This is a genomic window from Paenibacillus tepidiphilus (assembly GCF_008635795.1).
GTDB lineage: Bacteria > Bacillota > Bacilli > Paenibacillales > Paenibacillaceae > Paenibacillus_AQ > Paenibacillus_AQ tepidiphilus.
This window is the reverse complement of the sequence record NZ_VWRQ01000023.1, coordinates 81,266-106,860: the sequence shown is the minus strand read 5'-3', so window position 1 is coordinate 106,860 and position 25,595 is coordinate 81,266. Positions and strand designations below refer to the sequence as shown.

General features: G+C 52.5%; 24 protein-coding genes and 1 pseudogene. 6 read left to right on the top strand and 19 right to left on the bottom strand.

The features are described 5' to 3' along the window. Positions 1-2 precede the first annotated feature (2 nt). From F1379_RS24320 to F1379_RS24285, 10 genes and pseudogenes are all read right to left on the bottom strand, one after another. Entirely contained in the window at positions 3-1,268 is a 1,266-nt protein-coding gene (locus F1379_RS24320) for a class I SAM-dependent methyltransferase (protein ID WP_150274957.1), read from the bottom strand. Between the two features lie 319 nt (positions 1,269-1,587). Then, positions 1,588-2,859: a serine hydrolase domain-containing protein gene (locus tag F1379_RS24315; protein ID WP_239004793.1), complete on the bottom strand. Its 1,272-nt coding sequence runs from the start codon at positions 2,857-2,859 to the stop codon at positions 1,588-1,590. After that, positions 2,856-3,371: a WG repeat-containing protein gene (locus tag F1379_RS30455; protein WP_239004792.1), complete on the bottom strand. Its 516-nt coding sequence runs from the start codon at positions 3,369-3,371 to the stop codon at positions 2,856-2,858. The genes F1379_RS24315 and F1379_RS30455 overlap by 4 nt, the downstream gene beginning before the upstream one ends. Next, positions 3,338-3,877, bottom strand: coding sequence for a WG repeat-containing protein (locus F1379_RS30450; protein WP_239004791.1), 540 nt, complete (start codon positions 3,875-3,877; stop codon positions 3,338-3,340). Before F1379_RS30450 ends, F1379_RS30455 begins: the two co-directional genes overlap by 34 nt. A 416-nt stretch (positions 3,878-4,293) precedes the next feature. After that, on the bottom strand, positions 4,294-4,863 hold the full coding sequence (locus tag F1379_RS30445) for a GNAT family N-acetyltransferase (RefSeq protein ID WP_239004796.1): 570 nt from the start codon (positions 4,861-4,863) through the stop codon (positions 4,294-4,296). A gap of 210 nt (positions 4,864-5,073) precedes the next feature. Further along, positions 5,074-5,679: pseudogene (locus tag F1379_RS30440) on the bottom strand (aminoglycoside phosphotransferase family protein); the annotation flags it as partial. A gap of 105 nt (positions 5,680-5,784) precedes the next feature. Continuing rightward, positions 5,785-6,711, bottom strand: coding sequence for an AraC family transcriptional regulator (locus tag F1379_RS24300; RefSeq protein ID WP_150274901.1), 927 nt, complete (start codon positions 6,709-6,711; stop codon positions 5,785-5,787). A 232-nt stretch (positions 6,712-6,943) separates the two neighbouring features. Next, complete coding sequence (locus F1379_RS24295; RefSeq protein WP_150274899.1) at positions 6,944-7,816, bottom strand: formylglycine-generating enzyme family protein; 873 nt, start codon at positions 7,814-7,816, stop codon at positions 6,944-6,946. 115 nt (positions 7,817-7,931) lie between these two features. Then, positions 7,932-8,564 carry a glycoside hydrolase family 11 protein gene (locus tag F1379_RS24290; RefSeq protein ID WP_150274896.1) on the bottom strand — a complete coding sequence of 211 codons (633 nt, stop codon included), beginning with the start codon at positions 8,562-8,564 and terminating at the stop codon, positions 7,932-7,934. Between the two features lie 294 nt (positions 8,565-8,858). Beyond that, on the bottom strand, positions 8,859-9,218 hold the full coding sequence (locus F1379_RS24285) for a winged helix-turn-helix transcriptional regulator (protein WP_150274894.1): 360 nt from the start codon (positions 9,216-9,218) through the stop codon (positions 8,859-8,861). A gap of 189 nt (positions 9,219-9,407) precedes the next feature. On the opposite strand from F1379_RS24285, the gene F1379_RS24280 reads away from it, so the two are divergent. Further along, positions 9,408-9,941, top strand: a complete 534-nt coding sequence (locus tag F1379_RS24280) for an NAD(P)H-dependent oxidoreductase (protein WP_150274953.1) — start codon at positions 9,408-9,410, stop codon at positions 9,939-9,941. 136 nt (positions 9,942-10,077) lie between these two features. Here the strand turns inward: F1379_RS24280 and F1379_RS24275 are convergent, their stop codons facing one another. Further along, complete coding sequence (locus F1379_RS24275) at positions 10,078-11,253, bottom strand: DUF4317 domain-containing protein (protein WP_150274892.1); 1,176 nt, start codon at positions 11,251-11,253, stop codon at positions 10,078-10,080. A gap of 234 nt (positions 11,254-11,487) precedes the next feature. Here F1379_RS24275 and F1379_RS30650 point away from each other — a divergent pair, with 234 nt between their 5' ends. From F1379_RS30650 to F1379_RS24265, 3 genes are all read left to right on the top strand, one after another. Beyond that, positions 11,488-11,577, top strand: a complete 90-nt coding sequence (locus tag F1379_RS30650) for a putative holin-like toxin (protein WP_338046801.1) — start codon at positions 11,488-11,490, stop codon at positions 11,575-11,577. Positions 11,578-11,781: 204 nt separating this feature from the next. Beyond that, positions 11,782-12,279 carry a DinB family protein gene (locus tag F1379_RS24270; protein ID WP_150274890.1) on the top strand — a complete coding sequence of 166 codons (498 nt, stop codon included), beginning with the start codon at positions 11,782-11,784 and terminating at the stop codon, positions 12,277-12,279. Between the two features lie 58 nt (positions 12,280-12,337). Next, positions 12,338-13,060 (top strand): class I SAM-dependent methyltransferase, encoded by a 723-nt coding sequence (locus F1379_RS24265; RefSeq protein ID WP_150274888.1) that lies wholly within the window; start codon positions 12,338-12,340, stop codon positions 13,058-13,060. A gap of 192 nt (positions 13,061-13,252) precedes the next feature. Here F1379_RS24265 and F1379_RS24260 read toward each other — a convergent pair whose 3' ends face one another. The 5 genes from F1379_RS24260 to F1379_RS24240 form a co-directional block, all read right to left on the bottom strand. Further along, complete coding sequence (locus F1379_RS24260; protein ID WP_150274886.1) at positions 13,253-14,842, bottom strand: ROK family protein; 1,590 nt, start codon at positions 14,840-14,842, stop codon at positions 13,253-13,255. Then, positions 14,839-15,954, bottom strand: a complete 1,116-nt coding sequence (locus F1379_RS24255; RefSeq protein WP_150274884.1) for a DUF917 domain-containing protein — start codon at positions 15,952-15,954, stop codon at positions 14,839-14,841. Before F1379_RS24255 ends, F1379_RS24260 begins: the two co-directional genes overlap by 4 nt. 4 nt (positions 15,955-15,958) lie before the next feature. Next, a complete protein-coding gene (locus F1379_RS24250; RefSeq protein ID WP_150274882.1) occupies positions 15,959-17,248 on the bottom strand; it encodes a cytosine permease in 1,290 nt (429 codons plus the stop codon). Between the two features lie 38 nt (positions 17,249-17,286). Then, positions 17,287-17,868 (bottom strand): TetR/AcrR family transcriptional regulator, encoded by a 582-nt coding sequence (locus tag F1379_RS24245; protein WP_150274879.1) that lies wholly within the window; start codon positions 17,866-17,868, stop codon positions 17,287-17,289. A gap of 185 nt (positions 17,869-18,053) precedes the next feature. Continuing rightward, a complete protein-coding gene (locus F1379_RS24240; RefSeq protein ID WP_150274877.1) occupies positions 18,054-19,166 on the bottom strand; it encodes a slipin family protein in 1,113 nt (370 codons plus the stop codon). Positions 19,167-19,836: 670 nt separating this feature from the next. On the opposite strand from F1379_RS24240, the gene F1379_RS24235 reads away from it, so the two are divergent. Continuing rightward, positions 19,837-20,124 (top strand): hypothetical protein, encoded by a 288-nt coding sequence (locus tag F1379_RS24235; protein ID WP_150274875.1) that lies wholly within the window; start codon positions 19,837-19,839, stop codon positions 20,122-20,124. Positions 20,125-20,339: 215 nt separating this feature from the next. Next, complete coding sequence (locus F1379_RS30590; protein ID WP_275262654.1) at positions 20,340-20,429, top strand: putative holin-like toxin; 90 nt, start codon at positions 20,340-20,342, stop codon at positions 20,427-20,429. Between the two features lie 214 nt (positions 20,430-20,643). Here F1379_RS30590 and F1379_RS24230 read toward each other — a convergent pair whose 3' ends face one another. From F1379_RS24230 to F1379_RS24220, 3 genes are all read right to left on the bottom strand, one after another. Further along, on the bottom strand, positions 20,644-21,897 hold the full coding sequence (locus F1379_RS24230) for a carbohydrate-binding domain-containing protein (protein WP_150274873.1): 1,254 nt from the start codon (positions 21,895-21,897) through the stop codon (positions 20,644-20,646). 184 nt (positions 21,898-22,081) lie between these two features. Further along, positions 22,082-23,806 carry an ABC transporter ATP-binding protein gene (locus F1379_RS24225; RefSeq protein ID WP_150274870.1) on the bottom strand — a complete coding sequence of 575 codons (1,725 nt, stop codon included), beginning with the start codon at positions 23,804-23,806 and terminating at the stop codon, positions 22,082-22,084. Then, positions 23,803-25,536 (bottom strand): ABC transporter ATP-binding protein, encoded by a 1,734-nt coding sequence (locus F1379_RS24220; RefSeq protein WP_162551273.1) that lies wholly within the window; start codon positions 25,534-25,536, stop codon positions 23,803-23,805. The genes F1379_RS24225 and F1379_RS24220 overlap by 4 nt, the downstream gene beginning before the upstream one ends. Between the last annotated feature and the right edge of the window lie 59 nt (positions 25,537-25,595).

Below are 25,595 nucleotides of genomic sequence, written 5' to 3'. Positions count from 1 at the left end.
CATCAGGCCCCCTTCCGTTTCAAAATAACGCCTTGCGTCGTCTGGATACCGTCCACACCGTCACCGATCATTACGAACTCGCTCAGGAGTCCGGTGCCTGTGGTAACCCGGCCCATCCACTCCCGGAAGGCCTCTATACCCATTTCCCATTTATGGTCCTCATGCCGGAAGGTCTCCAGCTCGTAATACCGGTTGAATTCGGCGTTGGGCGTCGTGATCACGAACTTATCGAAGTCGACATGACGGCAGAGCTTACGGATTAAGGCTTCCGCCTCCTCCTGGCTCATATGTTCAATCACTTCGGTGAGAATGACATCGACCCGCTCCCCGTTATAGCTCTCCAGGAACTGATCGACGGAGTTATAAGTCACGAGATTATCGAGCTCCTTGGCTTCCGCCTTGCGCTTCACCTTCTCCAGCAGCTCTGGCACAATGTCGACCGCGTAATAGCTGCCTTCAATCTTCCCGGCATACGGAATGGCGTAGAAGCCCTCCCCGCAGCCGATATCGAGAATCGCTTTGTCAAAATCCAGCACGCTCCCGATGTAATTTCTCCGCTGCAGCGCCGTTCCCCCATAGGCGAACTGGATCTCATACCGGGGTGTCTGCTCCACTTCCGCTTTGTATCTCCGGAACAGCTCACGCGAAGACAGAAAATTGCGCACAAACAGGCTGCGGATATAGAAGGGCGCATCGATAACCTTGAGGCTCCGGATATACTTGTCGAGAACTCTGTCGGAAATATCGATATATTCGTTGCCGAACATGGACAAGAACAGACACAACACGCTTACGGTGTGCAGCAGATGATACAGGCTCTTGGTCGTCGTGACGGTGAGCGAATAGCTTTTGTGCGCCAGATGGTCCGTTTCGAAGGTGAAATCCTTCAGATGCTTACCGAACACCTCGATATACCGGGGCAGCTCGATATGGATCATGTTAATGAAGAAGGTATGCGTGTAACCTTCGGTATCCCGCTCGTGCTGTGCCTTCAATGGCGCGGACAAGAACTCATTAATCGCATTCAGCGGGAACAGCGGCGTATTGTACCTTGACACGTTGAGATATTCGAAGCTCTCCTGCTCGTTCTGCTTATAGGAGATTTCATTGTCGGCATCCTTGAAATAGACATTGTAGGTCTGTTCATCCGTGTACCAGCCGTAGGCCAGCCCTTTACGAACTGAGCGCAGCTGCATGCCGGATTGCGGATTTTTTTTGAGGAGGAACGAGAACTGCGGGTGGGTCGATCTGACTTGTACGATGGCCATTTCAATCGGCTCCTTGACTTTGTTTTCCATATTATTGCATCCACTGAGCATCCCGAACAGGGTAAAAGTATTACAACCTGCGAGCCCACGCAAAAAAGAGGAGCCTCCGATTGGAGGACTCCTCTTCACGACATCATTACAAATAAATGTAAAAATGCTAAAATGGACATATCTTATGTTTACACCGGAGGTTGATCGCTGCATGTACATGGAAAGCTCAGTAAAAACGCTAATCGTCGTGTTGCTAATTCTTGTTATCGTGCTCGTGTGGTCCTTTATCAAGTGGGCGAATCACAAATCAGGGAAGAGATAAGGCGCGTTACTGCGTCTCTTGTTTAATAAAACCGAAGAATTGCGGCCTGCCCTCTTCATTTACAGGCAATGAATACGGCTCAGTCTGATCATAGTAGCGCTGCACGAACTTCCCTTCGGCTACAGTGTAGAGTTCAATATACAAGCTCCCCTTGAAGCGTACAAAATACAGTTTGCCCCCGGTATACTCCAGCTGGATTTTACCGGGCAGATAGGTCCCGCAGTAAAGGGCAAGCGTCTCTTGCCCGGCAGGCATCTCCGCATGTTTGGATGGAGCCTGAACCTCGGCCCCGTGCACGATATCGGCTATTGCATGGCCCAATTTATACTGATTGACGGCTTCGTTATTTGACAGAATAAGAATACATAAGTCCTCGGCAAAAAAGCTCTGTATATACGTGGCGACACCCAGATGGTCCCCGCCATGAGCATACCGGTCCGTCCCATAGACCCTGGAATGCTCCAGACCATAACAATAGCCGTTCATATTGGCGGTGAAGAACCGTTCATATGCCTCCGCCGACAAAAGCTTCCGGTCCCGCAGGCATTCGTGCCACTTGAATAAATCCGCACAATTGGAGACCATCGCCCCTGCACCGATACTGAATTTCTCGTTATAATACGGGCATCTGACATACGAATCGTAATTCTTCGTATAATTGAAGGATTTGCCAGCAATGATCTTGTCGCTGTCATCGATGGTTGAGCCCTTCATCTGCAAGGGTTCATAAATGTGCTGCGCCATAAACTCATCGAATGCCAGACCCGACACATGCTCAATGATCCAGGCCAGCAGGTTATAATTGGAATTATTATAGTCATACCGCTTCCCCGGCTCCTGTACCGGCTGCTTCATGATATAGTCTGCGAAATACTCATCCCGCGAGTAATATCCCCGGTTGTCCCGGTCGAAGAAATCATCGGCAAACTGATAAAAGTTGTATAAACCCGAAGTGTGCGACAGCAAGTGGTGAACCGTAATGTTCTCCGGAATCTGCAGCCTCGCCGGGAGATAATCGTTCGCCGGTCTATCCAGATCAAGATGTCCCTTGTCATGCAGCAGCATAACGGCAAACGCCGTAAACTGCTTCGTCACCGAAGCAAGCGTAAAGCGTGAATCCACAGTGTTCTTGATTCCGAATTCCAGGCAGGCGTAACCGCTGCTGCGTTCGAAGACAACCTCGCCCCGCTGAATCACTTGAATCACTCCGAAGAAATCCCATAGCTCCAGATATTGGTCAATGTACTGCTTAAGCTTGTTTATGTATGGCTTGATCACTTGTTGTCCTCCACCCGCAGAATAACCCCACTCCCCAGCTCCTTCATCCCTGCGGCATACCCGCCGCTGAACGAGGAGGAAATCTCCGAATACTCCAGCTTGGTAAGCAGGTTCCCCCGTTTATCCATATAGCCGAAGCCCGTATCCAAATACCTGAGCTCTCCATCAATAAGAGTCAGCTTGTTATTGCCGACGAGAGCAACGCCGTTATGGAAATCGTAGACCCGGTTGAAATTACGGTAAGGGATCACCAGCGTCCCGGCCTTGTTGATATAACCCCACTGATCTCTGTCATTGGATACATAAGCCAAGCCTTCACTGAAGCTGCCGGCAAAGCTGAACTTGAAGGGGATCACCGTTTTGCCGTTCTTGTCGATGTATCCCCATTTGCCGGCAGTGTTCTGCACCGGGGCCACCCCGTCCGAGAAGTCGCCCCCGTTTGCGTATTTTAAAGGAACAGTTACCTTGCCTTGTGTATTCAGGTATCCGTATTTCCCCTTGTCATTCCGCACAACCACCAGTCCTTCACTGTATACGCGCCCATAATCGTACTTGAGGGAACCACGAGCGTGCCGGAAGTATCGATAAACCCGATGCCTCCGTCCTGATTATAAACCAATGCCAGTCCGCCGTTAAAAATATAATCCGAGCTATACACTTTCTTGAACTTGCTTACTACGCGGCCGAAGCGGTCGATCACTAACTTCTCCTCGGAGCCGGGCAAGGACACACTCGCGATGCCTTCGGAATAGGTTGCTCCCGTCTCATACAGACAAGGCACGGCTAACGCGCCTTTAGTGTTGATATAACCGACAAGGTTCGTCTTCACATCCTTTACAAGTGCCCTCTGTCCGTAAAAATCACTCAGCGGCTCGACCCCTTCCGGCAGAGTAAAGGCTTCCTTCCCCTGGCTATTATAAAATACTTTCTCCCCGTCTGACTTTACTGCCAGCAACAACCCGTCATGAAATGCACCGTCGCTCTCCGGCACAGCGGGGCTGAAATCGATGGCCGCCACCTTGGACACCGAGACGTCGGGTGCAATTTAAGAAGCTGCAGCGAAGGCAGGCATGGTGACCAGCAGAGTCAAACACAGGGCAGAGCACAGGGTTACGAGTGTTTTTTTCATGTTACCGCATCCTTTATAGCAGATTTATGTGAACTGGGAATATCATCCATACATTTGGACGTATGAGCGAGTGGGAAGTTGCGGGGGATAGACAGACATAACTTAGCCGATACAACTGCTCAGCATAGCCCTATGCAATAAACAAGCAGGGAACCGACAGTCATGTCGTTCCCTGCTTCGTGCCGCCTATTCGAAGAAAGTCAGGATGCTTCCGTTCACCGTGGTCACAGCGCAGGTCTTGCCGCCCCAAGAATGCTGCTGAACCTCTGTAATTTGATTCCAGCCCTTCTTAGTCTATGCTTCCTTTATTCCCCGTACTCCTCCCGCAGCAGCCCGTACATCTCCAAATCCACAACGCCCTTGCCCGCCCACAGCGAGGCCTGTCTCAGCAGCCCTTCCTTGCGGAAGCCGTTCTTCAGCAGCACCTGCTTGGAAGCCCTATTAGGCGGCATAACCTCAGCCTGAATCCGGTTGACGTTCACTTCCCGGAACAGGAAACCGAGCAGAAGCTGTACTGCCTCCGTAGCAACGCCATTTCCCCAGCAGGCTTCCGCGAGGTAATAGCCGATCGTTACCTTGTTTACTTTGACTTCAAAATCCATCGCCTCAATAATTCCCAGCAGACGATCGGGCTCCGCCTTGGCGAAGATCCCCCATTTGATCCTCGATCTTTTGTTGAAATCCCGCTCGAAGTGGCCGATCATATTCTTCACGGTCTCTTTTTTATGCTTGGGGATGATCCCGCACCATTCGAACACTTTGTCGTTATTATAGATTTCGAATAAGCCCTCCAGATGATGGGCTTCGATCTTAGCCAGCCTGAGCCCGTCCGACTCCAGGACAGGAAATTGTCCGAATGCGGCTTCCAGATTCATGCCGTCACCGCCCTTATTCTTATGTTTAGTCTTAAACTCTTTGAATGCGATGCCTTGCAGATACCTGTTCCCGGCGATCAGCCGGCTTGCTCTCTGCAAGACCTCCGGCCCCTGGGGCACACCGCCGCTCCGTTTCAGGAGCACCCACCGTAAGCAAGCGAACGCCTCAAACGCCTCCTGTTCCTCCTGCGGAAGCTCACTGTCCGCCAGATAGGCACGAAGGAACACCTCGGCCAGCCGGTCCGAGAGATACACCCGCAGCAGCAGCACCGACCACGCCAGCTCATACCTGGGATCACCTAATTGCCCGTTCGTCCAATCAATGACCGTATACCGGCCCTGATCCTCCAGGACATTTCCCGGATGAAAATCGCCATGAATCAGGCGTTCCTGCCTGACGGTTATGCTCTCAAGGAGCGGCAGCAGTGCCTCAGTGATGTCCTCATGTTCACCGGCCCCGGGAAAGAAGTATTCCCTGAAGGTGAACGCCGGGATTTGAATATCGCCAAGCTCTTCAACGCAAAGATTATGTATTCCGGATAAAATACCCGCCAGCACCGTCATCGCCCGCTCATCCGGCTTGCGGAGTGCTTCCCCGTCATAACGGGTCAGCAGGACCTGCTCCCCTCCGGGACTGAGCCCCCAGCCGAGCGGTCTGGACACTGAGATCCCCCGGGCCGACAATGCCTCCAGCAGCCGGTATTGAAGCCGGATATCGGGCCTTGCGCTTTGGTTCCATATTTTCAGGACATAGCTCTCCTGATCTAATGCGAGCTTCACAACCTCCGCTTCCATTCCCTGGTCCAGAGGGTGCATGGTTACCTTGGCTCCCTGCTGCAGCAGAGCATCCAGTCCAGCAGTATGCTCCATCCAGGTTACTTCGCTTATCGGATCCGCCATTCGCGCACTTCCTTCACTAAATTACATTCCTCTCCGTTTAACCGGCACATACAAGTCAACCTTACATTTCCCATCCGCTTCCTTGGCAGGGTCCTCCAGACAGAATTCCAGGCACGGCCGGTCGTCGGCATCATATCCGCTGTCCGGCAGCCACAGGCCGAAGACGGTCTGATAGGCCAGCACGAAATGTTCTACCGTCCCGGAATATGGATACACCGCATACAAACCGCCGGACAATGTCTTATATTGAACTGGCCCTGCTAACCCCACTCGACTGGCTGCGCCTGGCGGCAAAGTCACACAGGCATCATACCGGCAGGCGAACTCATCTGTGGTATTCGGGTCATCCAGAGAGATGCCGATAAACTTGGCCACGGGAGGCGTAAGCCCCTGGCTGCATGCCCAGCCTTGCAGCTTGTCCCATGCCTGGCGGGTGCCCAGGTAACTCCCGACATGTCTTACATACGCCACTTCGTAACCCGGAATTTCCCGGATGGTGATCATGGCGTCCCACGCCCTTTGCCGCAGCGAGTTGTTTCGGTTTCTATTATTGTAATCCCCCGGGGCATTCGGCGCGCCTTGCTTATTGCTGAGATCGTGCAGATAATTGCTGTTCTGTCGGAGTCCGGTCCGCACTTCGCTTGGGCTCTGACCATAATGCTTCCTGAATAGCGAATGGAAAGAGGATACTGATTCGAACCCGCACTCACTGGAAATGTCCAGAATGGTAGATTCGCTCGCAGCCAACAGGTAGACGGCCCTCTGCAGACGCACCCGGTTTACATAGGCGACGGGAGTCACTCCGGCTGCAGCCGTAAATAACCGAATGAAATGATATTTGGAAAAGCCCGCGATCTCCGCCAGCAGAGCAAGGCTCAGCTTCCGGTGGCTGTTGTCTTCTATGTACCTTATGACCTTGCCGACTCTATCCTTGTAATCCGTATGCATTGGCCTTGAATCCCCAGTCAGAAATATAGTAATTTCCTAAATTATACACCTCCAGCGGAGGATACCGATAGGCTTTGCATCGGGTGGCCCCATAAAGAAAAGCGCACAGGAGATTCCCGGCGCCGGAGGACGAACGTATACGGTTGTACAGGTGAATTCAGTAGAAAGCCTGATTCAGGACTGCGGAAGGCCGCAGGGGTTCCAGTTCCCCCCTTTGGCGTATAAGGCCGGCTCACTTCTTCGCACGGACCACCCGGAACCCCTGATCCGGCCCGTAGCCGCTGGCCTCGAACTTGCCGCGGAAGGATACCGCGTCATTGCTGACATCGCCGATCCAGCCGCCGCCCTTCACGGTCCGGTATGTACCGCTGCTGACATCCGGTTCGCTGTACCAGTCCCAGCACCACTCCCGGACATTGCCGGACATATCATAGATGCCGAGCTCATTCGGCTTCTTCCCGCCGATGATATGAGTCTTGTTCTTATTCTGCTCTATGGCCGGCCAGAGCCAGTCTCCGGTCAAATACTGATCGCCGGCATTCCGCCAGTACCAGGCCACATCATCTGCTTTATCGCTGCCGCTGTACATGTAGCTTTGGCTTAGCTGACCGCCGCTTGCGGCATATTCCCATTCCGCCTCTGTCGGCAGCCGGTAACCGTTCGCCCCCTCATTCGGGGTAACTGTCCATTTCAGCGTATCATTGCCGCTTTTATTGGCCGGGTCCTTAGTCTGCTTGTCTATCCTGTAAAAGGGCTCGAAGCCCTCTTGTATGCTCCGCTTATTGCAGTACTCCACCGCATCATACCAGCTCACCATTTCCACCGGCAGCTGACTGCCCTTAAAGAGCGAGGGATTGCCGCTCATCACCTGCAGCCATTCCTGCTGCGTGACCTCATAGCGGCCGATATAGAAATCGGGAATCGGGACCTCTTGTCCATAATCATTGGTCTTCGGGTTTACGAACTTGCCGCCCTTCACGAGCACAAGCGTATCCTGCTTGACGGGCTCACTGGTAGATTGCGGCGGGGCGGTCAGTTCGCGGGAACAGGCGCTGAGAGTAAGAGCTACGGCTATGATGGTGAAAATATTCGTCAGTTTTCGCATGGAACGCACTCCTTTAAGCAGATAGGCGAAGGCAAAGCCTGCGCTCTCCGTTGCCAATGGTAAGGCCACCCGGCATAACAGCCGGGCGGCCCATAACATGATCTCGGCTAACCGGTTACCACACCGTTACATTGGAGCTGCCGCTGCTCTGGTAGCCTTCAGTGGCCAGGACCTGGTAGGACCAGCTGCTGCCCAGGTTCATGCCCTTGCTCTTCCAGGCATTCACATGGTTGGCGAACGTGATGGCAACATTGCTACCGGTCGGCCGCTTCGACTGCCGTACGCTCCAGTACTGGGTGAAGGTAGCGGTACCATCGATGGAAGGGGCATTATACCGCATAGTAGTGTAAATATCATAAGTGCCGCCGTCACTGGTTACAGAGCCTTTGTAGGTTCCGGTTGGACGGTAGGTGCCCCAGCTATCCACCACGTAATATTCAATCAGCGAGTTCCGTGTCCAGCCGTAAAGTGTCAGATAGGCATTGCCGGACGGAGCGAACACACCGGCGTTGTAGTTGATGGTACGGGAAGGCGAGCCGACATTCCAGCCTTTGCCCACAACGAAGTTTCCTGTATTAGACCAATTAACACTGTAATTACCACCAGAACCATTAACAGCGTTTACAGTTCCTCCGCCGTCAGTCCAGTTCTGCCAGTAGTCAGTCGCTGCACCTGCCGTTGCTGCAAACATGCTAAATGCCATCGAAGCGGTAAGAAGCGCGGTCATTACCTTTTTAAATTTGAACATGAATATACCTCCTAGAGTTTAGTTGATTGGTCACTGCTTAAGTGTGTATTTCCGGAATATCGTCTTACCTATCCCCTTGAATTCACATCTGCAGAAGCTCCTGGAGTAATGGCCTAATCCCTGCGCATTTCTAGCTTCCTTCTCTTTTCTGCTGTTGCCTCCTCTCTTTCCCTCTGGGCCTTTCAGCATATTTGCAAATATACGAGATGATTATAGAATGACAGCGTTATCATTGCTATCTACCAAATTAAAGGTTTTACCCTGTTTTTTTCATATATTGAATCATTAGGAATCTCAATCCCGTGTCTCATCCTCCAGCAGGATGATCTTTTCTCCCCGCTGCTGCCTCAGTTCGATATTCTTCCTCCCCCACCTGCACATCACATCAACGATCTCATTGGCTGTGACGCCGTACTCCGTGAGGCTATATTCGACTTTGGGCGGCATCTGCGGATACACGGTTCTGCTCACGAGACCGTCCTGCTCAAGTTCGCGGAGCTGCTGGATCAGGACCTTTTGCGAAATGCCGGAAATCCTCCGCTGCAGCTCACTGGTTCGTTTCGGACCGGACATCAGCATGCAGATAATCAGCGCTTTCCACTTTCCGCCGATGATTTCCAGTGTAGCTTCTATACCTAGATGATACTGCTTCATTGCCTGTTCCCCCACTCCTACCGTTCTGTTCAAGCCTGCCTAATCCTTTATTCTTGCATAACAAGGAGGGGGAGTCCAGTACACACTTTGAGGTAACTATATGACAATATTGTGTGTATTTTCTTTTTGAGAGGCGTGCCAGATAATGAGAATATTCGATTAATGAGTATTCGGGAAGGAGATTTCATGATGAAGACGTTAGTCATTCTGGCCCATCCGGATCTTGGGGGCTCCAGAGTTAATAAGCGGTGGAAACAAGAGCTGCTGCAATATCCCGGCGATATAGCCGTTCATGAGCTGTACAAGGAGTATCCCGACTGGAACATTGATATTGGCAGAGAACAACAGCTGCTTGAATCTTATGACCGTATCATCTTGCAGTGTCCGCTGTATTGGTACAGCTATCCGCCTTTGCTGAAGAAGTGGTTTGACGAGGTATGGACTTACGGATGGGCCTATGGCTCCACGGGTGACAAGCTTGCAGGCAAAGCCTTCGGCCTCGCCCTGTCCATTGGCGACAAACAGGAAAATTACCGTCCGGATGGCTCCGTTTCTTTTACCGTGGATGAAGTGATCGCGCCTTTCAAGGCCAGTCTAATTCATGTCGGCGCCGTGGCATTGCCCCACTTTTCATTCTTCGGCGCTTCCTTTAAGGCCAGCGATGCGGCGATTGAGCAAAGTGCCCGGGAGTATATGGATTATATCCGCAGCATTCAGCAATAAAATAATCCTGCAAAGCGGGGCTTTGGCATGAAGCAGGGGCTATCCCAAAGTCAGTCCCCCTGACTTTAAGGATAGCCCCTTTTCATTCTACCAAAAGATCTTACGGCTAAGCTCTACAGGCAAAGCTCCAGTGCGGCTACAGCGTCTCCGTGCTCAGCGTAAAGCCTTCCACCATAACCTCTTCTTCCACCTCAATCATGAGGTAGCGTCTCCCCTGATGGTTCACCTGCTTCAAATATCGCAAATCCTGCGGGCTGACCGAAATTGTCGCCACCTTCGTCTCGATCTTAATCGATTTCGAGGTGAATTTCGGAATGACGCTGCTCGCCTTCATCTCGTAGTTCCGGTCGTCGATGACTGTCTCGAATGCCCGTTCCACCTTCTCGGCCGTCACATCCTCCACGCCGCTGGCCATCAGGACGCGCTCCACATCCTTGAAATCCAGCCTTGGCGGCTCTTCCGCATCTGCATTGTCCTCAATGACCTGCTGGATATTCTCGTACACATGCGCAAGCGTAGAGGCTTCAAGCTGCTCGCCCGCAATTTCCTTCACGATATCCTCGAAATAGGCCCGCTCATCCAGCGCCGTTACCGTCTGTTCGGCATTCAGCACCTGCTCGATAAACTGCGGATTCGGATCATTTACCTTGCCAGCGCAGTACAGGATACGGTTCACGTCAGAGTAATTGTCCGTCACGCTCGGGTAGAAGAAGCCCTGCTCCGGCGTACTGAGCTTGATGACCGGATCGACGATCACGTTGTACTTGAATTCCCGCTCCACATAATCGAAGATCAGCGTCTTCTTCTGCACTTCCGTGGAATTTAAGCTGCACAGAATGAACGGATGGGCGAACATTTCGTCCTTCTCGCTCTCCTCCGCTTCATCGTTACGGGACTTGGTCGGGCGGTAGTATTGTCCGCGGACGAAGGTGACCACCTTATCCCGGTCGAACCTGGCATCCACCAGCATTTTCTCCACCAGCAGCAGCATCAGGTCCTGCCACTCCTCCGGATCGCCGGTGACCAGCGCCTGATGGAGCAGCACGCGCGAAGGGTCCTGCACCTCTGCGGAGTCATCCAGGAACTTCAGCTCGAACAGCTTCTGGTCGAGCTCGCCGCTGAGCAATTTTTTGAAATTGCCCATATGCAGCTCCTGCTTCTCCCGCTCCACAAGGCCGAACGGCTCCCGCTCCCAGTGATAAATCTCGTTGTTCTCTTTCATAATATACACATTAAGAATGTCGTAGATGCTCAGCAGATCATGATCCAGCTTGAACTGCTTGCGAATGTGCGCGAGTTCTTTCTTCTTCATGGCTTGTCAGACACTCCCAGCTAGTAAAATTGGCTTTACCAGTATAAACGATATGGGAAGGAGTTCGCTAGAAGGGGATTTTGGGAAGGGGCTTATTTGCTGCAAAAGATTGTAAGGTATTTTTGAAGAATATGGTATAATCACAGGGCAGTAGAAAGGCTTATATGGGCGGTCGGCTAATCTCCCAGAAAAGCTTATGCTTCCGATGTGGCTTTCTACGAAAGCCTTCAGGTGATGCCTGTGGAGGTTTACCAAGCGTTGTCATTAATGTTCATGTTCGGTATGTTCATTATTGCTCTGCTAACTTACCTCAAAAAGAAATAGACCGCCCCGGCCAAAGGATGCGGTCTATTCTGCCTAAACCTTTTGATTGAGCCTCCGCCCTTAAAAGCGGCTACTGCACGGAGAGTCGTGTTAGCAGCACGGCTCTCTTTTGCCATTGTACGCTGTTTCTGAGTCCATTATACCACGATGACAAAGTTTTACAACGCACACCCTATCATTCTGGAAATTAGAGGAGGCTGCTGCATGCTGAAGCTGTTTGAGTATAACTGGCAAGTCCGCAAGGAGTGGTTAGACTGGTGCGAGACGGTAAGCCGTGAGGAGCTGCTGAAGAAACGTACCGGCGGTATAGGGTACCTTCTTCCTACGCTGTATCACATTGTGGCCGTGGAGTACGGCTGGATCTGCGGAGGCATTCAGGAGCAAGCCATCAACATTCCCGAATTCGGGGATGTGGCCAGCGTGCAGCAGATCAGGGAATTATCTGAGCGCTGCCATGCAGAACTCGCCCCTTTCCTCTATAACTGGAACGACAGCCTCGAAGAGCGGATTATGATCGATATCACGGATGAAGGCGAAGAGGAGCCTCATACCTACGGTGAGGTTCTGCGCCACCTGATCGCCCACGAGATCCACCACATCGGCCAGCTATCTGTGTGGGCCCGGGAGATCGGCAAGGAGCCGGTCAGTGCGAATCTGGTGGGACGGGTGTTCAGCAGCCATCCGGATTACCGCCCATCTTAATTCTATTGTTGATTCGGCACAGGGTGGTACAATCAGGAAAATGCTTCAGGAGGGAAACATGGACTATACCGGTTCCGAATTCTATGATAATGATGCCAACTTCGCTAAATATATGGAGCGGCGGCAATGGCAGGAGAATGCAAACGATACACTGGAGAAGCCCGTCATCCTTGAATTGATTGGAGATGTGCAGGGCAAGAAGATTCTGGACTTGGGCTGCGGGGATGCCAAATTCGCCAAGGATCTATTCGATTTGGGCTGTGAGGAATATAGCGGCATTGAAGGCTCCGCTAATATGGTTCAGGCTGCAGCCGCAGCAGTAAAAGGTTATAACGCCAGTGTAATTCACACCACCATGGAATCCTGGCAACCCCTCCACAACAGCTTTGACCTCGTTATATCCCGGCTGGCCGTCCATTATATCGAGGATTTAGCCAGCCTGCTGCAGAAAATTCACCAAGCCTTAAAGCCTGGCGGCAGCTTCATCTTTTCTCTAGAGCATCCTGTGATTACCTCGACACTCCAAACCTCGGGAACCCGCACCAACTGGATCGTGGATAATTACTTTATCGAGGGCTACCGCGAGCAGCAATGGCTGGGAGGGTCGGTCCAGAAATATCACCGTTCCATTGAACAGTATTATATAGCCCTGCAGCAGGCTGGATTCAGGATCGACTATCTTAGAGAATCCAACCCTCAGCGAAAAAACTTCAGCACCGATGAAACCTACGAACGCCGCTTGAGAATTCCATTGTTCTTGTTTCTATCAGCTAGTAAATAATTGCGGATGGCTGAATATGGGAGAAGCAGAGCCATTACATTGCAAAAGAAGGCGGTACAGAATGATCTCTGTACCGCCTTCTTTATGTTCTCTTCCCGCTCCGCTTACTGCCGCGCGCCGCGACGAACATGCCCGCTTTGCGCTCTCGCCACAGCGGGTCAACTGCCCGGCTTGACTCGCCTGCCTCCAGCCTTACAGCCTCCCCGCCGCCTTCACCTTCACCAGCAGCGCATTGCCCGGCAGGTATGCAATCGGAATGTCCTCTACGGATACAATCTGTACCGTCTCCGGGTCCGCCCCGGCGGCAGCCGCTTCGTTCATGGCATTCTGCTTCGCATCGTGGATGACATCGTCGTACTTCCAGTCGTCCAGCGAATAGATGCGCTCCGACTCGCCGCTGACCTCACCCAGCGCCGCGCCGATGGCGTTGGCCGCATCATAATGGTCCGGCTTGATGATCCGGGCCGCACCAGCCAGCTTCTCCGGCACCAGGATGCTGCCGCCGCCGACCAGAATGACATCCACGTCACCTGCGCTGGTCTTCATCCGGTCGATGGCTTCCTCCAGCAGCTGCTGCATCACCGCATCCGCCTCGCGGCAGGCGGACTCGTCCAGCGCAGCGCTGTCTGTGCCCGGCCACACGGCGCGGCCCAGCCTGACGGCTACGTCGGTCGCCGTCAGCGTATCGCCGCCGAAGATGCGGCCCCGTTTCGTCAGCTCGTAGCCGACGCTGTCCGGGCCGACCGTCACGCCGCCCGGGCCGTCAGGCCGCACAATCGTGCCGCCGCCGAGGCCGATGGACAGAATATCCGGCATCCGGAAGTTCGTGCGGATGCCGCCCAGCTCCACCGCTGCCGAAGACTGGCGCGGGAAGCCCTGCACGAGCACGCCGATATCCGTCGTCGTGCCGCCAATGTCGACGACCAGCGCGTCGCTCAGCCCCGACAAATGCGCCGCACCGCGGATCGAGTTCGTCGGGCCGCAGGCAATGGTCAGGATCGGATAGCGGAGCGCATATTCGCTCTTCATGAGCGTGCCGTCGTTCTGGCAGATGTACAGCTGCGCATCAATGCCGAAGCCGTTCAGCGCGGCCTCGAAGCCGCGCACCACGCCGGCAATGACCTGCAGCAGCGCCGCATTCAGCACGGAGGCGTTCTCCCGCTCCAGCAGCCCGATGCTGCCGATCTCACTGGAGAATGTGACCGGCATGTCCGCTCCCAGCACCTCGCGGACGATGTCCCCGGCCAGCTTCTCCTGCTCGCGGTTCACGGGGGCGAACACGCCGCACAGGGCCACCGCGTCGACTTCGCCGGCCATCCGCCGGCACAGCCCGGCAAGCTCCGCCGCGTCGAGCTCGGCAATCTTCCGGCCGTCATATTCATAGCCGCCGGAGGCCATATAGCTATGCGGCCCGATGGCCGCACGCAGCGTAGCGTCCCAGCCGGCCAGCGGCGGAACCGCCGTCGTCGCCGGAGCGCCGATGCGGATCAGGCCGACCCGGCCCAGATGCTTGCGCTCGACGATGGCATTCGTGCAGTGTGTGGTGCCGAGCATCGCATAGCGGATATCGGCGGCGTCCACGCCGCTCTCCTGCAGCAGCCGGCGGACCGCCTCCACGATGCCTTCGTTGACGTCGGCGGTTGTGTGCACCTTCACCTTGTGGACACAGCGCAGGCTGGAATCCAGCAGCGCGGCGTCCGTGTTTGTGCCTCCCACATCAATACCGATGCGGTAAGCCTTCTCCGGTCCGGCAGCAGCTCCATTATTCACCGTAACGTTCATTCTGCCGCACCTCCCTTCGCAGCCAGCGTCTCAACCGGCACATAGTCGAGATCATAGCCGAAATAGCGCGGCCCGGCCGTCTCAATCCCTTTGGCCGTGCGCCATTTGGCGTCGCAACGTAGGCCTGCGACCGTCACCCGGGCGCCGTACTTCAGGTTCTCCGTCGTCACCGGCATGCCTGTGTCCTGATCGAGCAGTGTAATCAGGTCCGGTGTAATTGCGACTGGCTCGTCCTCTACGGTGGCGAGCAGGAACTCGTTCTGGAAGAACAGCCGCAGCGACCGGCCCTTATCCGCGCCGGTGCCCTCGAACACCGCTTCGCCGCGCGTGAACCCGCCGTCCATCCGGCGGCGGATGTCCACGGCCTTGCCGTGGAACAGCGCATAGCCGTCCAGCTGCGTCAGCAGCTCCTGGACGGGATTCAGCTTCTGCTGCTTCGCCTCGAACAGCGTCCGGCCAATGTCATAGGCCAGCGACAGCGTACCGCCAATCGCGCTCCGCTTGGCCTCCGCTCCGGTCAGCGGATAATCGCAGATGGAGGCAGAACCGCCCATCTCCACCGTCAGGGCGCGGGCCAGCCGCTCCTCCCATACGCCGTCAATCGTATGCAGCAGTGCGGTGTTGCCCCGCTCGTCCGCCATCGTCACCGGGCTGCAGGGGATGCCCTCCAGATGGAAGGTCACCATCTGCGACTCGGGAAAAGCCCGTCCCATCGCATCGGCATCGACCAGCGGAATCCCCCGCTGCGCCGCCGCAAGCACCGGGACCAGCGAATTGCCGCCGCCGACCTCAATCGGCATGACGGCCGTTACGGGTCGGCCGAGCTCTTTTTCCAATAGATCCAGCGGTTTGGTTAGCTGCTGTGCCGAAGGAATCTTCTCCAGCATCACCGTTGGCGCTCCAATCATCGATACGGGTACGATCAGCCCTTCGTCGCCCAAATACTCGAGCTGCACGATCGCTACCGGACCATACTTACGGATCGCTTCCAGCGCCATCAGCTTGCCGACATGGGGATCGCCCCCGCCGCCTGTGCCCAGGACTGCTGCTCCTACCGCAATATACTCCACCGCTTGTTCGTCCAAGCTAGTTAATCTGGTTGTGTTATTCATGCTGTCATCCTTTCTTTACTGCCCACTTGCCAATCAATGCCTGCAAAATAAAAGCAATCAGGAAGCTGTCGAGCGCCGGAACCTGCGTCACCTGGAACCAGCCGAGCCCGTCCGGGCTTGCCGTTGTCATAAATCCGAAGAAGGTGGCTACGATCCAGACGGCGATCGAGCGGCTAATCCAGTTCCTGTTGCTGTCCAGTCCCTCGAACGAGAAGCGCTCCTTATTCACGAGCAGGTATTCCGCCGTATAAATGCCGCCTAGCGGAGCGACCAGCATTGTAATATAGGTAAGGAACGTAAGGAACCGGTCATAAATGCCAAAGTAAGCGAGCAGCGTCGCAAGCACACCGGCAATAACCGTAATCACAGATTTCGGCACCCGCTTGAATACGACGGAGAAGCCCAGCCCTGCAGAATACAGATTGTTCGTATTGGTCGTCCATTGCGCCAGCGTCAATACGATGATGGCCGGAATGCCCAGCCCCAGCGCCAGGAAGATGCCCGTAAGATCGTCGGAATCCATCGCGCGGGACAGGAAGAGGGCAATAACGGTCATAAAGCTGTTGCCGACAAAAAAGCCGATAAACGCCGCCGTAATCGCATGCTTAGGCGTCTTGGCCCAGCGCGCAATATCGGGAGACAGCGCCGTTCCGAGCACAAAGATGCCGATTACCAGCGAAATCGCCGTTCCCATCGGCAGCGCCTCTCCCTCAAAGGGCACCCACACCTTACTGCCGCCGTCACCGTTCAGTGCCATAACAAGCGCGATAATAATAAACACCACAAGCAGCGGCACCGACCACACACTTAACCGCTCAATCGCCCGGTAACCCCAGATAGCCGTAGACATCATCAGCAGCCCGCCGATGACGGACAGTACCCCTAGAGACCAGTGCCAACCGAGCAACTCGCTTAGCGCCGTCTGGAAGTTGGAGGCGAAGAAGCCCACCTGCACCCCGAACCAGCCCAGCGATGAAATGCCCAGAATGACGGAGACGATCAGCGCCCCTTGATTGCCGAACAGAAACCGGCTCAGCATCGCCGTTGACAGGCCGGTTTTGGCCCCGACATAGGCACAGACGGCCCCGATAATCCCCAGGATAATGGACCCCACAATAACTGCGGTAAGCGAATCGCCGATGCTCATTCCTGCACCGAGCTGCGCCCCCAGAAACATCGCCGACAGATCAATGCCAATTGCGATCCAGACAAGTGCCATGGACAGCCATGATTTCCGCAGGTGCTGCGGGACGGGCTCTCTTTCGTAATCCTGAATTTTTGTCTCGTTGCTCATCCTCTGACCCCTGCCTTCTGTCTATTCTAGTTGATTGCCTATGCCTTGACCGCTCTCCAGAACAGCTCGAACCCATGCTCCAGCTTCCGCTCGAACAGCTCCGGCGACTTATAGTAGTTGTACTGCACACCCAGTCCGTCCATCAGCGTGAGGAACGCATCCGTCAGCGTCTCTACCGGAAGGTCGACCAGCTCGCCGCGGTCCAGTCCCTCCTGCATCATGGCGTTAATAATTCCGCTCAGCAGCAAGTCGGAACGCTCGAACGACTCCTGCAGCCGCTCCTCCAGGAAGCTCGGCGGGAACACCAGATACCGGAACGTAAATACAGCCAGCTCATGCCGGTTCCGCTGAAAATCATAATGGCGGAGCAGCAGCTCATGCAGCTTCTTCTCCGTATCCATCCCTTCGCCGCTGTCCGTGAGAGCTTGGATAAACTCAGTGTAGGAGCTCATCGATTCCTCAAACACCGTCATGAACAAATCTTCCTTGCCCTCAAAAAAAGCATAGATCGCCGGCGTCTTCACCCCGACCTCCTTGGCAATCTCCGATAACGCCGTCCCGTCGTAGCCCTTCTGCCCGAACAGCCTCAGCGCGGCCTCCTTCAGCTTATTCCTGGTCATGGCCATCCCCTTTTCCAGTTTTTAATTAACGTTAATTAAGTAGATTATACAACTTTCTGCATAAAAATCAATTGGTTTATATCCCCGTTATTGTCGCCGGATAGGCCGCTCTATAAACAAAAAGCTTCAAGCCAGACGCAGCTTGCTGCGCCGCCGGCTTGAAGCCCTTGCGTAATGTCCGCTGTTTACTTGGCACCCTTGCTTTCACCTATAAGCGAGCTTAACCGCTCCAGCAAATCGCCGCCGCCCGTTACCGAGATGGAGCCGATCTTGTCGCAGATCTTCTCCAGGAATTCCAGCTCCTTCAGCCGGAACAGCGTCTGATTCTCGTCCATCAGCTTGGCCGTATTGAGCAGGCTGCGCGTTGAAGCTGTCTCTTCCCGGCGGGTGATCAGGTTGGCCTGGGCCTTTTTCTCGGCGAGCAGCACGGTGTTGAGGATATCCTTCATTTCCCCCGGCAGAATTACATCCTTCACCCCTGCACGGAGGAAGCGCACCCCGAACTCTTCGCCTTTCTCCTGGATACGGGACAGGATGAAGGAAGCCACATCCTCTTTGCGTTTCAGTAAATCGTCCAATTTCAGCGTCCCGACATATTCCCGCAGCAGTAGCTGTAGCTGGATGTGGATCTGCTCGTCGAAGGCTTTCATCTCCAGCACACGCTGCGGATTCACAATCTTGTACTGGCAGACGAAGTTCAGGCGCAGCGTTACCTTATCCTCGGTCATCATCTCCTGGCCGATGAGATCCATCTGCTGCTGCCTTAGATCAACCGTTCTCACCATCACCGAGACAGGGCCTTTCCAGAAGTAATATTTACCGGGGGCAAGCTCCCGCTGGAGGGCATGATCATAGAACAGAAAGCCGGACTCATGGCTTGCGATTTCGCAGCACTGTACATACGGAGTAAGCTTCATAACAACCGAACGGTCAATCCCGGCAGGGATTTCCGGCTGTCTGATATCTGTATGTACGAAGGTATGCTTCTTCAGAAGGTTCCAGTAAGCATAGACACCCGGCTTCAGCAGCAATGCGAATTGCCCGTCCTCATAGTGCAGGACCATCTCGTGATCCGCTACGCGTACGACATCGAGCTCCTGCAGGAGGTCTTCATCCTGCAGGAACAGCTGCAGGTCTTTGCCCTCGACGGCGAACGGATTGGCAATATTGAGCACTACTACCGTATGCTGCGACCAAGCGAAATAACGGTAGGTGCCCGGAAGCAGCCGTTTCACATAACTTCCCTTATGAAAGAGCAGACCGCGCTGGTCCGCTTGAATCGTGATTTGCTTAAACATTAATGTTACCCCCTTCATGGTTGGCAATGGATGGCAGAATCCCGCTGCATTCAGGCGGAATCACGTTTGAGACAAGCGGTCTGCCCGCGGGCTTGAGAGAACGGATGAAGCCGATGATCGGCTTACCTTCAGCCGGCCTTCTTCCTCTTCCTTCTTGCTCAGCCTGCCGGGATTTCCGCCATACCGGTATCCACGGATTGCAAAGCCTTCCCGCAGTGCGCTATAGCAGCCGCAGGGATTCTGTCCATTGGTTTCTTTTGCCCAAATACGCTCCAATTCTCGATGGAAATCGAGTGCTCTACCAGAATCGCTTCCAAGGCGACTGGGGAATCGAACCCCACTAGGTGACTCTTACCGGAACGGGCCGTACAGGATACCGTAACATACATGCCGGCACTGCGGGATCTTCCTGAGATCCCCGCCTCGTTACGACCGCCCGGATAAGAACCGGTGTATGGCTGTCTTGCAGGTTCTATCTTCGCTGAATTCGCGCCGAACGAACATGGCGAAAGTATTACGACGGGAGAATAAATTTCCAAGAGGGGGCTTAGCGCGGAACCTATTTCATTTCTCAGCGTCAGAATATACAGCAAGTTACACATGACCACGAGGTGAACGATGAAGAAACTGGACGGTCTCTAGCTTCCCTATAAGGAGGTTAGAGCGCCACATGAGCCATAGTGTAAAACAATCACCTGCACACACCGACCACCGCACACCCGGCACCCGCTGGAGCAAACGCCTGGCGAGCAAGACGGTCCGCCGCTTTACCGGCGACGTCTCAAACGGCAAGTGGTACCGCAAGCTGTTCAGTTCCTGGAATATTTGCGATTACCATTTCTACAAAACCAAACAGCAAGCGGTTCATGAATGGGAAACTACTGCCTGGCTGCAGGAGCGGTTTCCGACCAGAGCAGAAGTAATCAAGGATTGGGAAAAGATTTATAGAAGAAAATAAGCTCAAGGCCGGCATGGGAAGCCCGGCTTGAGCTTTTTTAATCGAGATATGTATATGTGTAACCGGAAGGATGATGAGGATACAATCGGAGCATTCAATGAGCGCTACTAATGACAACCTCAATATGTATTCAAAATTTTCCAGACATGCTATAATCGCAGAAGCAATAGAAAGGCTTATATGGGCGGTCGGCTAATCTCCCTTGAAGGGAGGTGATGCCTGTGGAGGTATACCAAGCGTTGTCCCTGATGTTCATGTTTGGCATGTTCATTCTGGCTTTGCTAACTTACCTCAAAAAGAAATAGACCGCCCTTCTCAAGGGAAGCGGTCTATTCTTTGACTGCCTTACCTATTTCAAGCCTCCGCCCTTAAAAGCGGCTATTGCACGGAGAGTCGTGTTACCAGCACGGCTCTCTTTGCCATTGTACGCTGTTTCTGAGTTCATTATACCACGATGACAATGTTTTACAACGCATAACACAACTCAATCAGCACATTCTGTTCTTGAAACCGCCACCTCTAAAAGCGCCGACCGCCACCCCCGCCTCCCCGTGACTGCGTGATTTCTGTGATCTGCTCCCCATTCACCGTGACAGTCCCTCCATTTAATTGGGCTGTACCATCCGCATCAAAGGCAGACGTAGCTTCTACATTAATGGTCCCGCCATTGAGATAAAGGTCACCGTTTGAATCAAAAGCATCCGTATCCCCGCTGCCCATGCTTACATGAATCGTACCGCCGTTAACCTCAATCGCCGCAGCATCATTTACTTTTGGTGTAGCGTTCAGGCCGTCATCACTTGCGTACAGTGTAATCTGACCATCATTTACGACGATATTATTGGCCTCGATGCCTTCTACAGAAGTCTTAATGTCAATGGTGCCCCCATCGATCTGCACAAGGTTGTTAGCGGTGATGGCATCATCGGCAGCGTTGATATTTAAGGTGCCGCCTTCAATATAGATATTTCCAAGGGTAGCATCCTCATCATTCTCGCTATGCAGGGCATCTTTATCCGTATTAATAGTAATCGTCCCATCATGGATCAGAATGGCATCATTGGCCTCCAGCGCGTCCGCAGCGGATTGGATGGTGTACACGCCGCCAGTGATTTTGAGATCATCCTTGGAAGAAATCCCGTTGCCTTGACCCGATACAATACCTAGGGTTCCGGTTCCGTTCAGAGTCAAATCTGCTCTGGAGAAAATAACCGCATCCAGATTCGTCTCCCCATCCGCCACATAGCTTCCGGACACCTCCATATCGTTCTCACTGTCAGTAGAGGTAACGAACACCTTATCCGCTGCCTTCACATAAATGGCTGGTGAATCTTCATTGGTGATATGCACGCCATCAAGGACGAGTTGAACCTTGGCCTCCTCGACAGCCTCCACTGTTACCGTTACATTCTCCACATCACCACTTAAGACGTATACGCCTTCCTCACTTATGGTCACATCCTGATTGCTTACCAGCTTCATCTGTGTTGCTGCTGCAAGATCCGCCGACTGCTCTAAATCCCGGTCACTGAATAATTCTGATGTGGCTGCAGCAGAAGTTTCTGATGTAGTAGCTGCACCGGAAGCTTCCGCAACTGACGTTGCACTCGGCGACACGCCCGTAGCTGTCTGAGTTTCGGTTTGCGCAGCTGTTTGAGTGGCTACAGCTGTCTCTCCACTGCCAGCTTCTGTATTGGAGCAGCCTGCAGCGGATACGGCAAGTAATGCGGCCAAAGTAATGGCGCTTAGGCTTTTCAATTTTTTTCTTTTCATAATGAACACTCCTCTATAATCAGCAGCAATCCTCTGTTTAGTATTCAACAAGCGTTACCGCTTCCTGACTTGTTCCAAGCATAATGCATAGAACTTAAATGAAACTTAAACAGAGAATACAAAAATGAGATATAGAAGAGATGATATAATTACGCTGAAATGGAAGCTCCCTCTACAGATAAACTCAGCCCGCCATATACTGACTCCGGAACAACAAATCATAGGTTTCATTTCGGTTATACAGGCTTGCATGTGTACCGAAGGCCACCACTCTGCCAGCTTTTAGAACCATTACCTGATCGCAGTCCAGAATAGTAGATAGACGGTGTGCAATGGAAATCATGGTTTTCCCCGAGGACAGGCTCTTGAGTTCTGTAATGATATCACTCTCATTTTCGTTGTCCAGCGCGCTTGTGCTTTCGTCAAAAATAATGATGTCCCTATCCTGTAAAAAGGCCCGCGCAATCGATAAGCGCTGCCTCTGGCCTCCTGAGAGCTTGACCCCCTTCTCACCAATGACCGTATCCAGTTGATCCTGTAAGGTATCAATGTAATCATATATGCGCGCCCTGCGGCAGCACCCGATCAATTCCGCCTCTGTTGCACCGGGCTTGGCCAGCAATAGGTTCTCTCTGATGGTCATATTGAAAAGAACAGGTTCCTGCGTAACGATACTCACTTTGTCTGATACACTCTCGCTGTTCACGGAATAGATATCAATGCCGCCAATGCTCACAGTACCCCCTTGCGGTTTAAGCTGCCCTGTCAGCAATTTAGCGAGGGTAGACTTGCCGCTGCCGCTCTCTCCCACGATGGCCAGATGCTCGCCCTTACTCACCGAGAACGAAATACCGTCAAGCGCAAATGAATCGTTCCCCTCATAGGTGAATTTCAGCTGCTCAACGTTTAGGTCTGTTCCGTCAATTTTTTTATAAGGCCTCTTACCGGATTCTAGATTTAATATCCCGATTACTTTTTCGATATTCACGGAATCACTCTTATAATTCATCATGGAATTGCTAATGCTCTCTATGAACCCAAAGAATTGCCCGTAAAAGCTGATGAAGACGAGCAATACCCCAACCTCCGAATAACCCTTAATGACAAATAATCCGCCAATAAAATAGATAAACAGCTGGGTAATAAAATTCTTCGTGAAGAACGAATACGTAATCCCAAAATGTAAGTACAGCTGATTGAGGAACCAAAGTGGCCTTATCTTCTTATAATATCCGTTTAATTCAGCGAGCTGCGCTTCTTCAAGGTTGTTGGTCTTAACATCCTTCCAGTTCTGAAAATTTGCGTGCAAGAAGCTTTCATATTTGATCTGCAGCTTCCACAGCTCCTCGCCGACATTCTTCGCTTTAACGCCCAGGAAATTAACCGTAAACAATGAGACCGGAACAAAAATAAAACTGAGCAGCGCAATTCGCCAGTCGTAGCACAGCAATATCACTGCCAATGCAACAGCATAAACGACGGCGTAGGCAAAATCCAATAGATGAGTCGTGAAGAATCTCCCGACAACAGCAGCATCGTTCTCAATCCGGCTCTTAACATCGCCAATACTGTATGTGCCATATACATCACGATCAAGGCTGATATACTTTTTGAGCAATTTGTTCTTCATTCTCACATCATATTTCAGGATTAACTGGTTGGAAAATCTCTTGCTGACTGCAATTCCGATGGTCGTGAGCAGGAACACAGCCAGATAACCGGCGATGACAGGCCAAAGCTCATTCAAGCTCTTATCAACCAGAACGCGGTTAACCAGAAACGAGTACAGGAACAACGGGATCAGCCCGAATACCAGATTCCACAGCTTGAACAAGCCGAGCGCAATAAGCGGCCTGCGGATACCGTCAATATCTCGTGTTAATGTCTTAAAGGTGTCCCATCGTTTCATACCGCTTCACCTCCTGCATACTGTTCACTGAATAAGTCCATGTACGTCTGATTGCTAGTAATCAGTACATCGTGAGTATCATAGCCTTGGACAACACCATCCGCCAGAACCGCGATTTTATCACAGCTTGCAATGGTGGAATAACGGTGAGCGATGATAATCAGCGTCCGGTCTTGCGAAAGCTCACTCATCATCTGCCGGATCAGCGCTTCGTTCTTGCTGTCGAGGGAAGATGTAGCCTCATCGAAGATTAGAATCTTAGGATTCTTGACCAATATCCTCGCGATAGCCAGACGCTGCTTCTGCCCGCCGGATAATTCTTGCCCGTCTGTCCCAAGCAGCGTATCCAGTCCGTCAGGGAAGGTCAGGACAACATCATACAGGGCGGCTTTCTTAAGCGCTTCCATTAATACGTCATCATTATCCTTGTTATTTGAAAAGGAAAGGTTGTAGCGCAGTGTGTTATCGTACAGGATATTCTCCTGATGGACAATCCCCACCTGGCTCCGCAAGCTATGCAGGTTATACTCATTGACATTCACTCCGTCGATCAGAAGCTCGCCGCCGTCAACGTTATACAGATTGTAGAGCAGGTTTCCCATCGTTGTTTTCCCCGCACCGCTCCTTCCGACAAGGCCAATCGTGCTTCCTGCATCTATGCGGAGATTGAATCCGTTCAATATAGGTCTATCTTCAGAGTATCCAAAGGTGACATTGTTAAATTCAACCCTGCCCTCCTTAATTTGCGTATGAGGCTGGTTGTCTTTGTAATCCTCTTCCTCTTCATTCAGAATATCCACGACGCGTTGTAAAGAGACGGTCTGCCCCCAGACATCGACAATTTTGCTGTTAATAGAGCTGAAGTAAGTCACAGCCATACTGAAATAGCTTACGGCCGCTACGAAAACTCCGAGCTGCATGTCGCCTTTAACAATGAAATAAGCGCAGACCGTAAAAATCAACAGCTGGGCGAGCAGAGTGATGAATGCATTCACCCGCTCAGTCGTCACCTCGATTTTTCCGTTCTCGACGTTCAGTTTATTGATCGATGTCGTTTTTCTTAAATAGACGCTTGTTACCTTTTTACCTGCGTTAAGGATCTTGATCTCCTGTAAATTCTTCACAATTTCAAATAAGTACGAGGATAGTTTGCCCTGTTCCGTTGCAATATCTTGGGTGACCTTTTGCGCTCTGGCCTTGAAATATTTCGAGGCAAAGAACACGGCAGGAACCAGAACGACCGTAAAAGCCCCCAAAAAGACGTTATAGTAAAACATGAAGCCTACAGCGAATACGATATGTAGAAAGTTGGAATATCCCCAAAGTCCGCTCCAGAAGACAAGATTCATAATATCCGTGGCATCGTGATTCATCCGGCTGATCATATCACCGCTGTACATTCCTGAGAGGTCTTTCCCTTTCTTATGTAATATCTTGCTAAATAGCGCCCGCCGTATATCGAAGACGAACCCCGTCATCAGCTGTGACGATATGAGATTGTTTAAGGTCGCAACGACAAACTGATTGAATACGAGTATACCCGCATAGATTAAGCACAGATTCAGAAATGCACTCATGTCTTGATCATAGAAAGCAACATTGATAATTCTCCCGTTCAGGAACGGATACATCAGATTAATCATCGTCATTAATGTAGTGATAAGGAACCCGCATGCAAATACCCATTTGTGCATTAACATAAACTTAGTGACCCATTGCCTTTTCGTCATAGACTCACCGCTTTCCATTTATTCACAAAGCCCATTGTAGCACAAACGTTCCTATTCAC

Bases quoted from the DNA above. Each gene is read 5' to 3' on its own strand.
- F1379_RS24320 (WP_150274957.1), bottom strand. From the start codon at position 1,268: ATGGCCATCGTACAAGTCAGATCGACCCACCCGCAGTTCTCGTTCCTC.
- F1379_RS30445 (WP_239004796.1), bottom strand. From the start codon at position 4,863: ATGAATCTGGAAGCCGCATTCGGACAATTTCCTGTCCTGGAGTCGGAC.
- F1379_RS24300 (WP_150274901.1), bottom strand. From the start codon at position 6,711: ATGCATACGGATTACAAGGATAGAGTCGGCAAGGTCATAAGGTACATA.
- F1379_RS24295 (WP_150274899.1), bottom strand. From the start codon at position 7,816: ATGCGAAAACTGACGAATATTTTCACCATCATAGCCGTAGCTCTTACT.
- F1379_RS24290 (WP_150274896.1), bottom strand. From the start codon at position 8,564: ATGTTCAAATTTAAAAAGGTAATGACCGCGCTTCTTACCGCTTCGATG.
- F1379_RS24285 (WP_150274894.1), bottom strand. From the start codon at position 9,218: ATGAAGCAGTATCATCTAGGTATAGAAGCTACACTGGAAATCATCGGC.
- F1379_RS24280 (WP_150274953.1), top strand. From the start codon at position 9,408: ATGAAGACGTTAGTCATTCTGGCCCATCCGGATCTTGGGGGCTCCAGA.
- F1379_RS24275 (WP_150274892.1), bottom strand. From the start codon at position 11,253: ATGAAGAAGAAAGAACTCGCGCACATTCGCAAGCAGTTCAAGCTGGAT.
- F1379_RS30650 (WP_338046801.1), top strand. From the start codon at position 11,488: ATGCCTGTGGAGGTTTACCAAGCGTTGTCATTAATGTTCATGTTCGGT.
- F1379_RS24270 (WP_150274890.1), top strand. From the start codon at position 11,782: ATGCTGAAGCTGTTTGAGTATAACTGGCAAGTCCGCAAGGAGTGGTTA.
- F1379_RS24265 (WP_150274888.1), top strand. From the start codon at position 12,338: ATGGACTATACCGGTTCCGAATTCTATGATAATGATGCCAACTTCGCT.
- F1379_RS24260 (WP_150274886.1), bottom strand. From the start codon at position 14,842: ATGAACGTTACGGTGAATAATGGAGCTGCTGCCGGACCGGAGAAGGCT.
- F1379_RS24255 (WP_150274884.1), bottom strand. From the start codon at position 15,954: ATGAATAACACAACCAGATTAACTAGCTTGGACGAACAAGCGGTGGAG.
- F1379_RS24250 (WP_150274882.1), bottom strand. From the start codon at position 17,248: ATGAGCAACGAGACAAAAATTCAGGATTACGAAAGAGAGCCCGTCCCG.
- F1379_RS24245 (WP_150274879.1), bottom strand. From the start codon at position 17,868: ATGACCAGGAATAAGCTGAAGGAGGCCGCGCTGAGGCTGTTCGGGCAG.
- F1379_RS24240 (WP_150274877.1), bottom strand. From the start codon at position 19,166: ATGTTTAAGCAAATCACGATTCAAGCGGACCAGCGCGGTCTGCTCTTT.
- F1379_RS24235 (WP_150274875.1), top strand. From the start codon at position 19,837: ATGAGCCATAGTGTAAAACAATCACCTGCACACACCGACCACCGCACA.
- F1379_RS30590 (WP_275262654.1), top strand. From the start codon at position 20,340: ATGCCTGTGGAGGTATACCAAGCGTTGTCCCTGATGTTCATGTTTGGC.
- F1379_RS24230 (WP_150274873.1), bottom strand. From the start codon at position 21,897: ATGAAAAGAAAAAAATTGAAAAGCCTAAGCGCCATTACTTTGGCCGCA.
- F1379_RS24225 (WP_150274870.1), bottom strand. From the start codon at position 23,806: ATGAAACGATGGGACACCTTTAAGACATTAACACGAGATATTGACGGT.
- F1379_RS24220 (WP_162551273.1), bottom strand. From the start codon at position 25,536: ATGACGAAAAGGCAATGGGTCACTAAGTTTATGTTAATGCACAAATGG.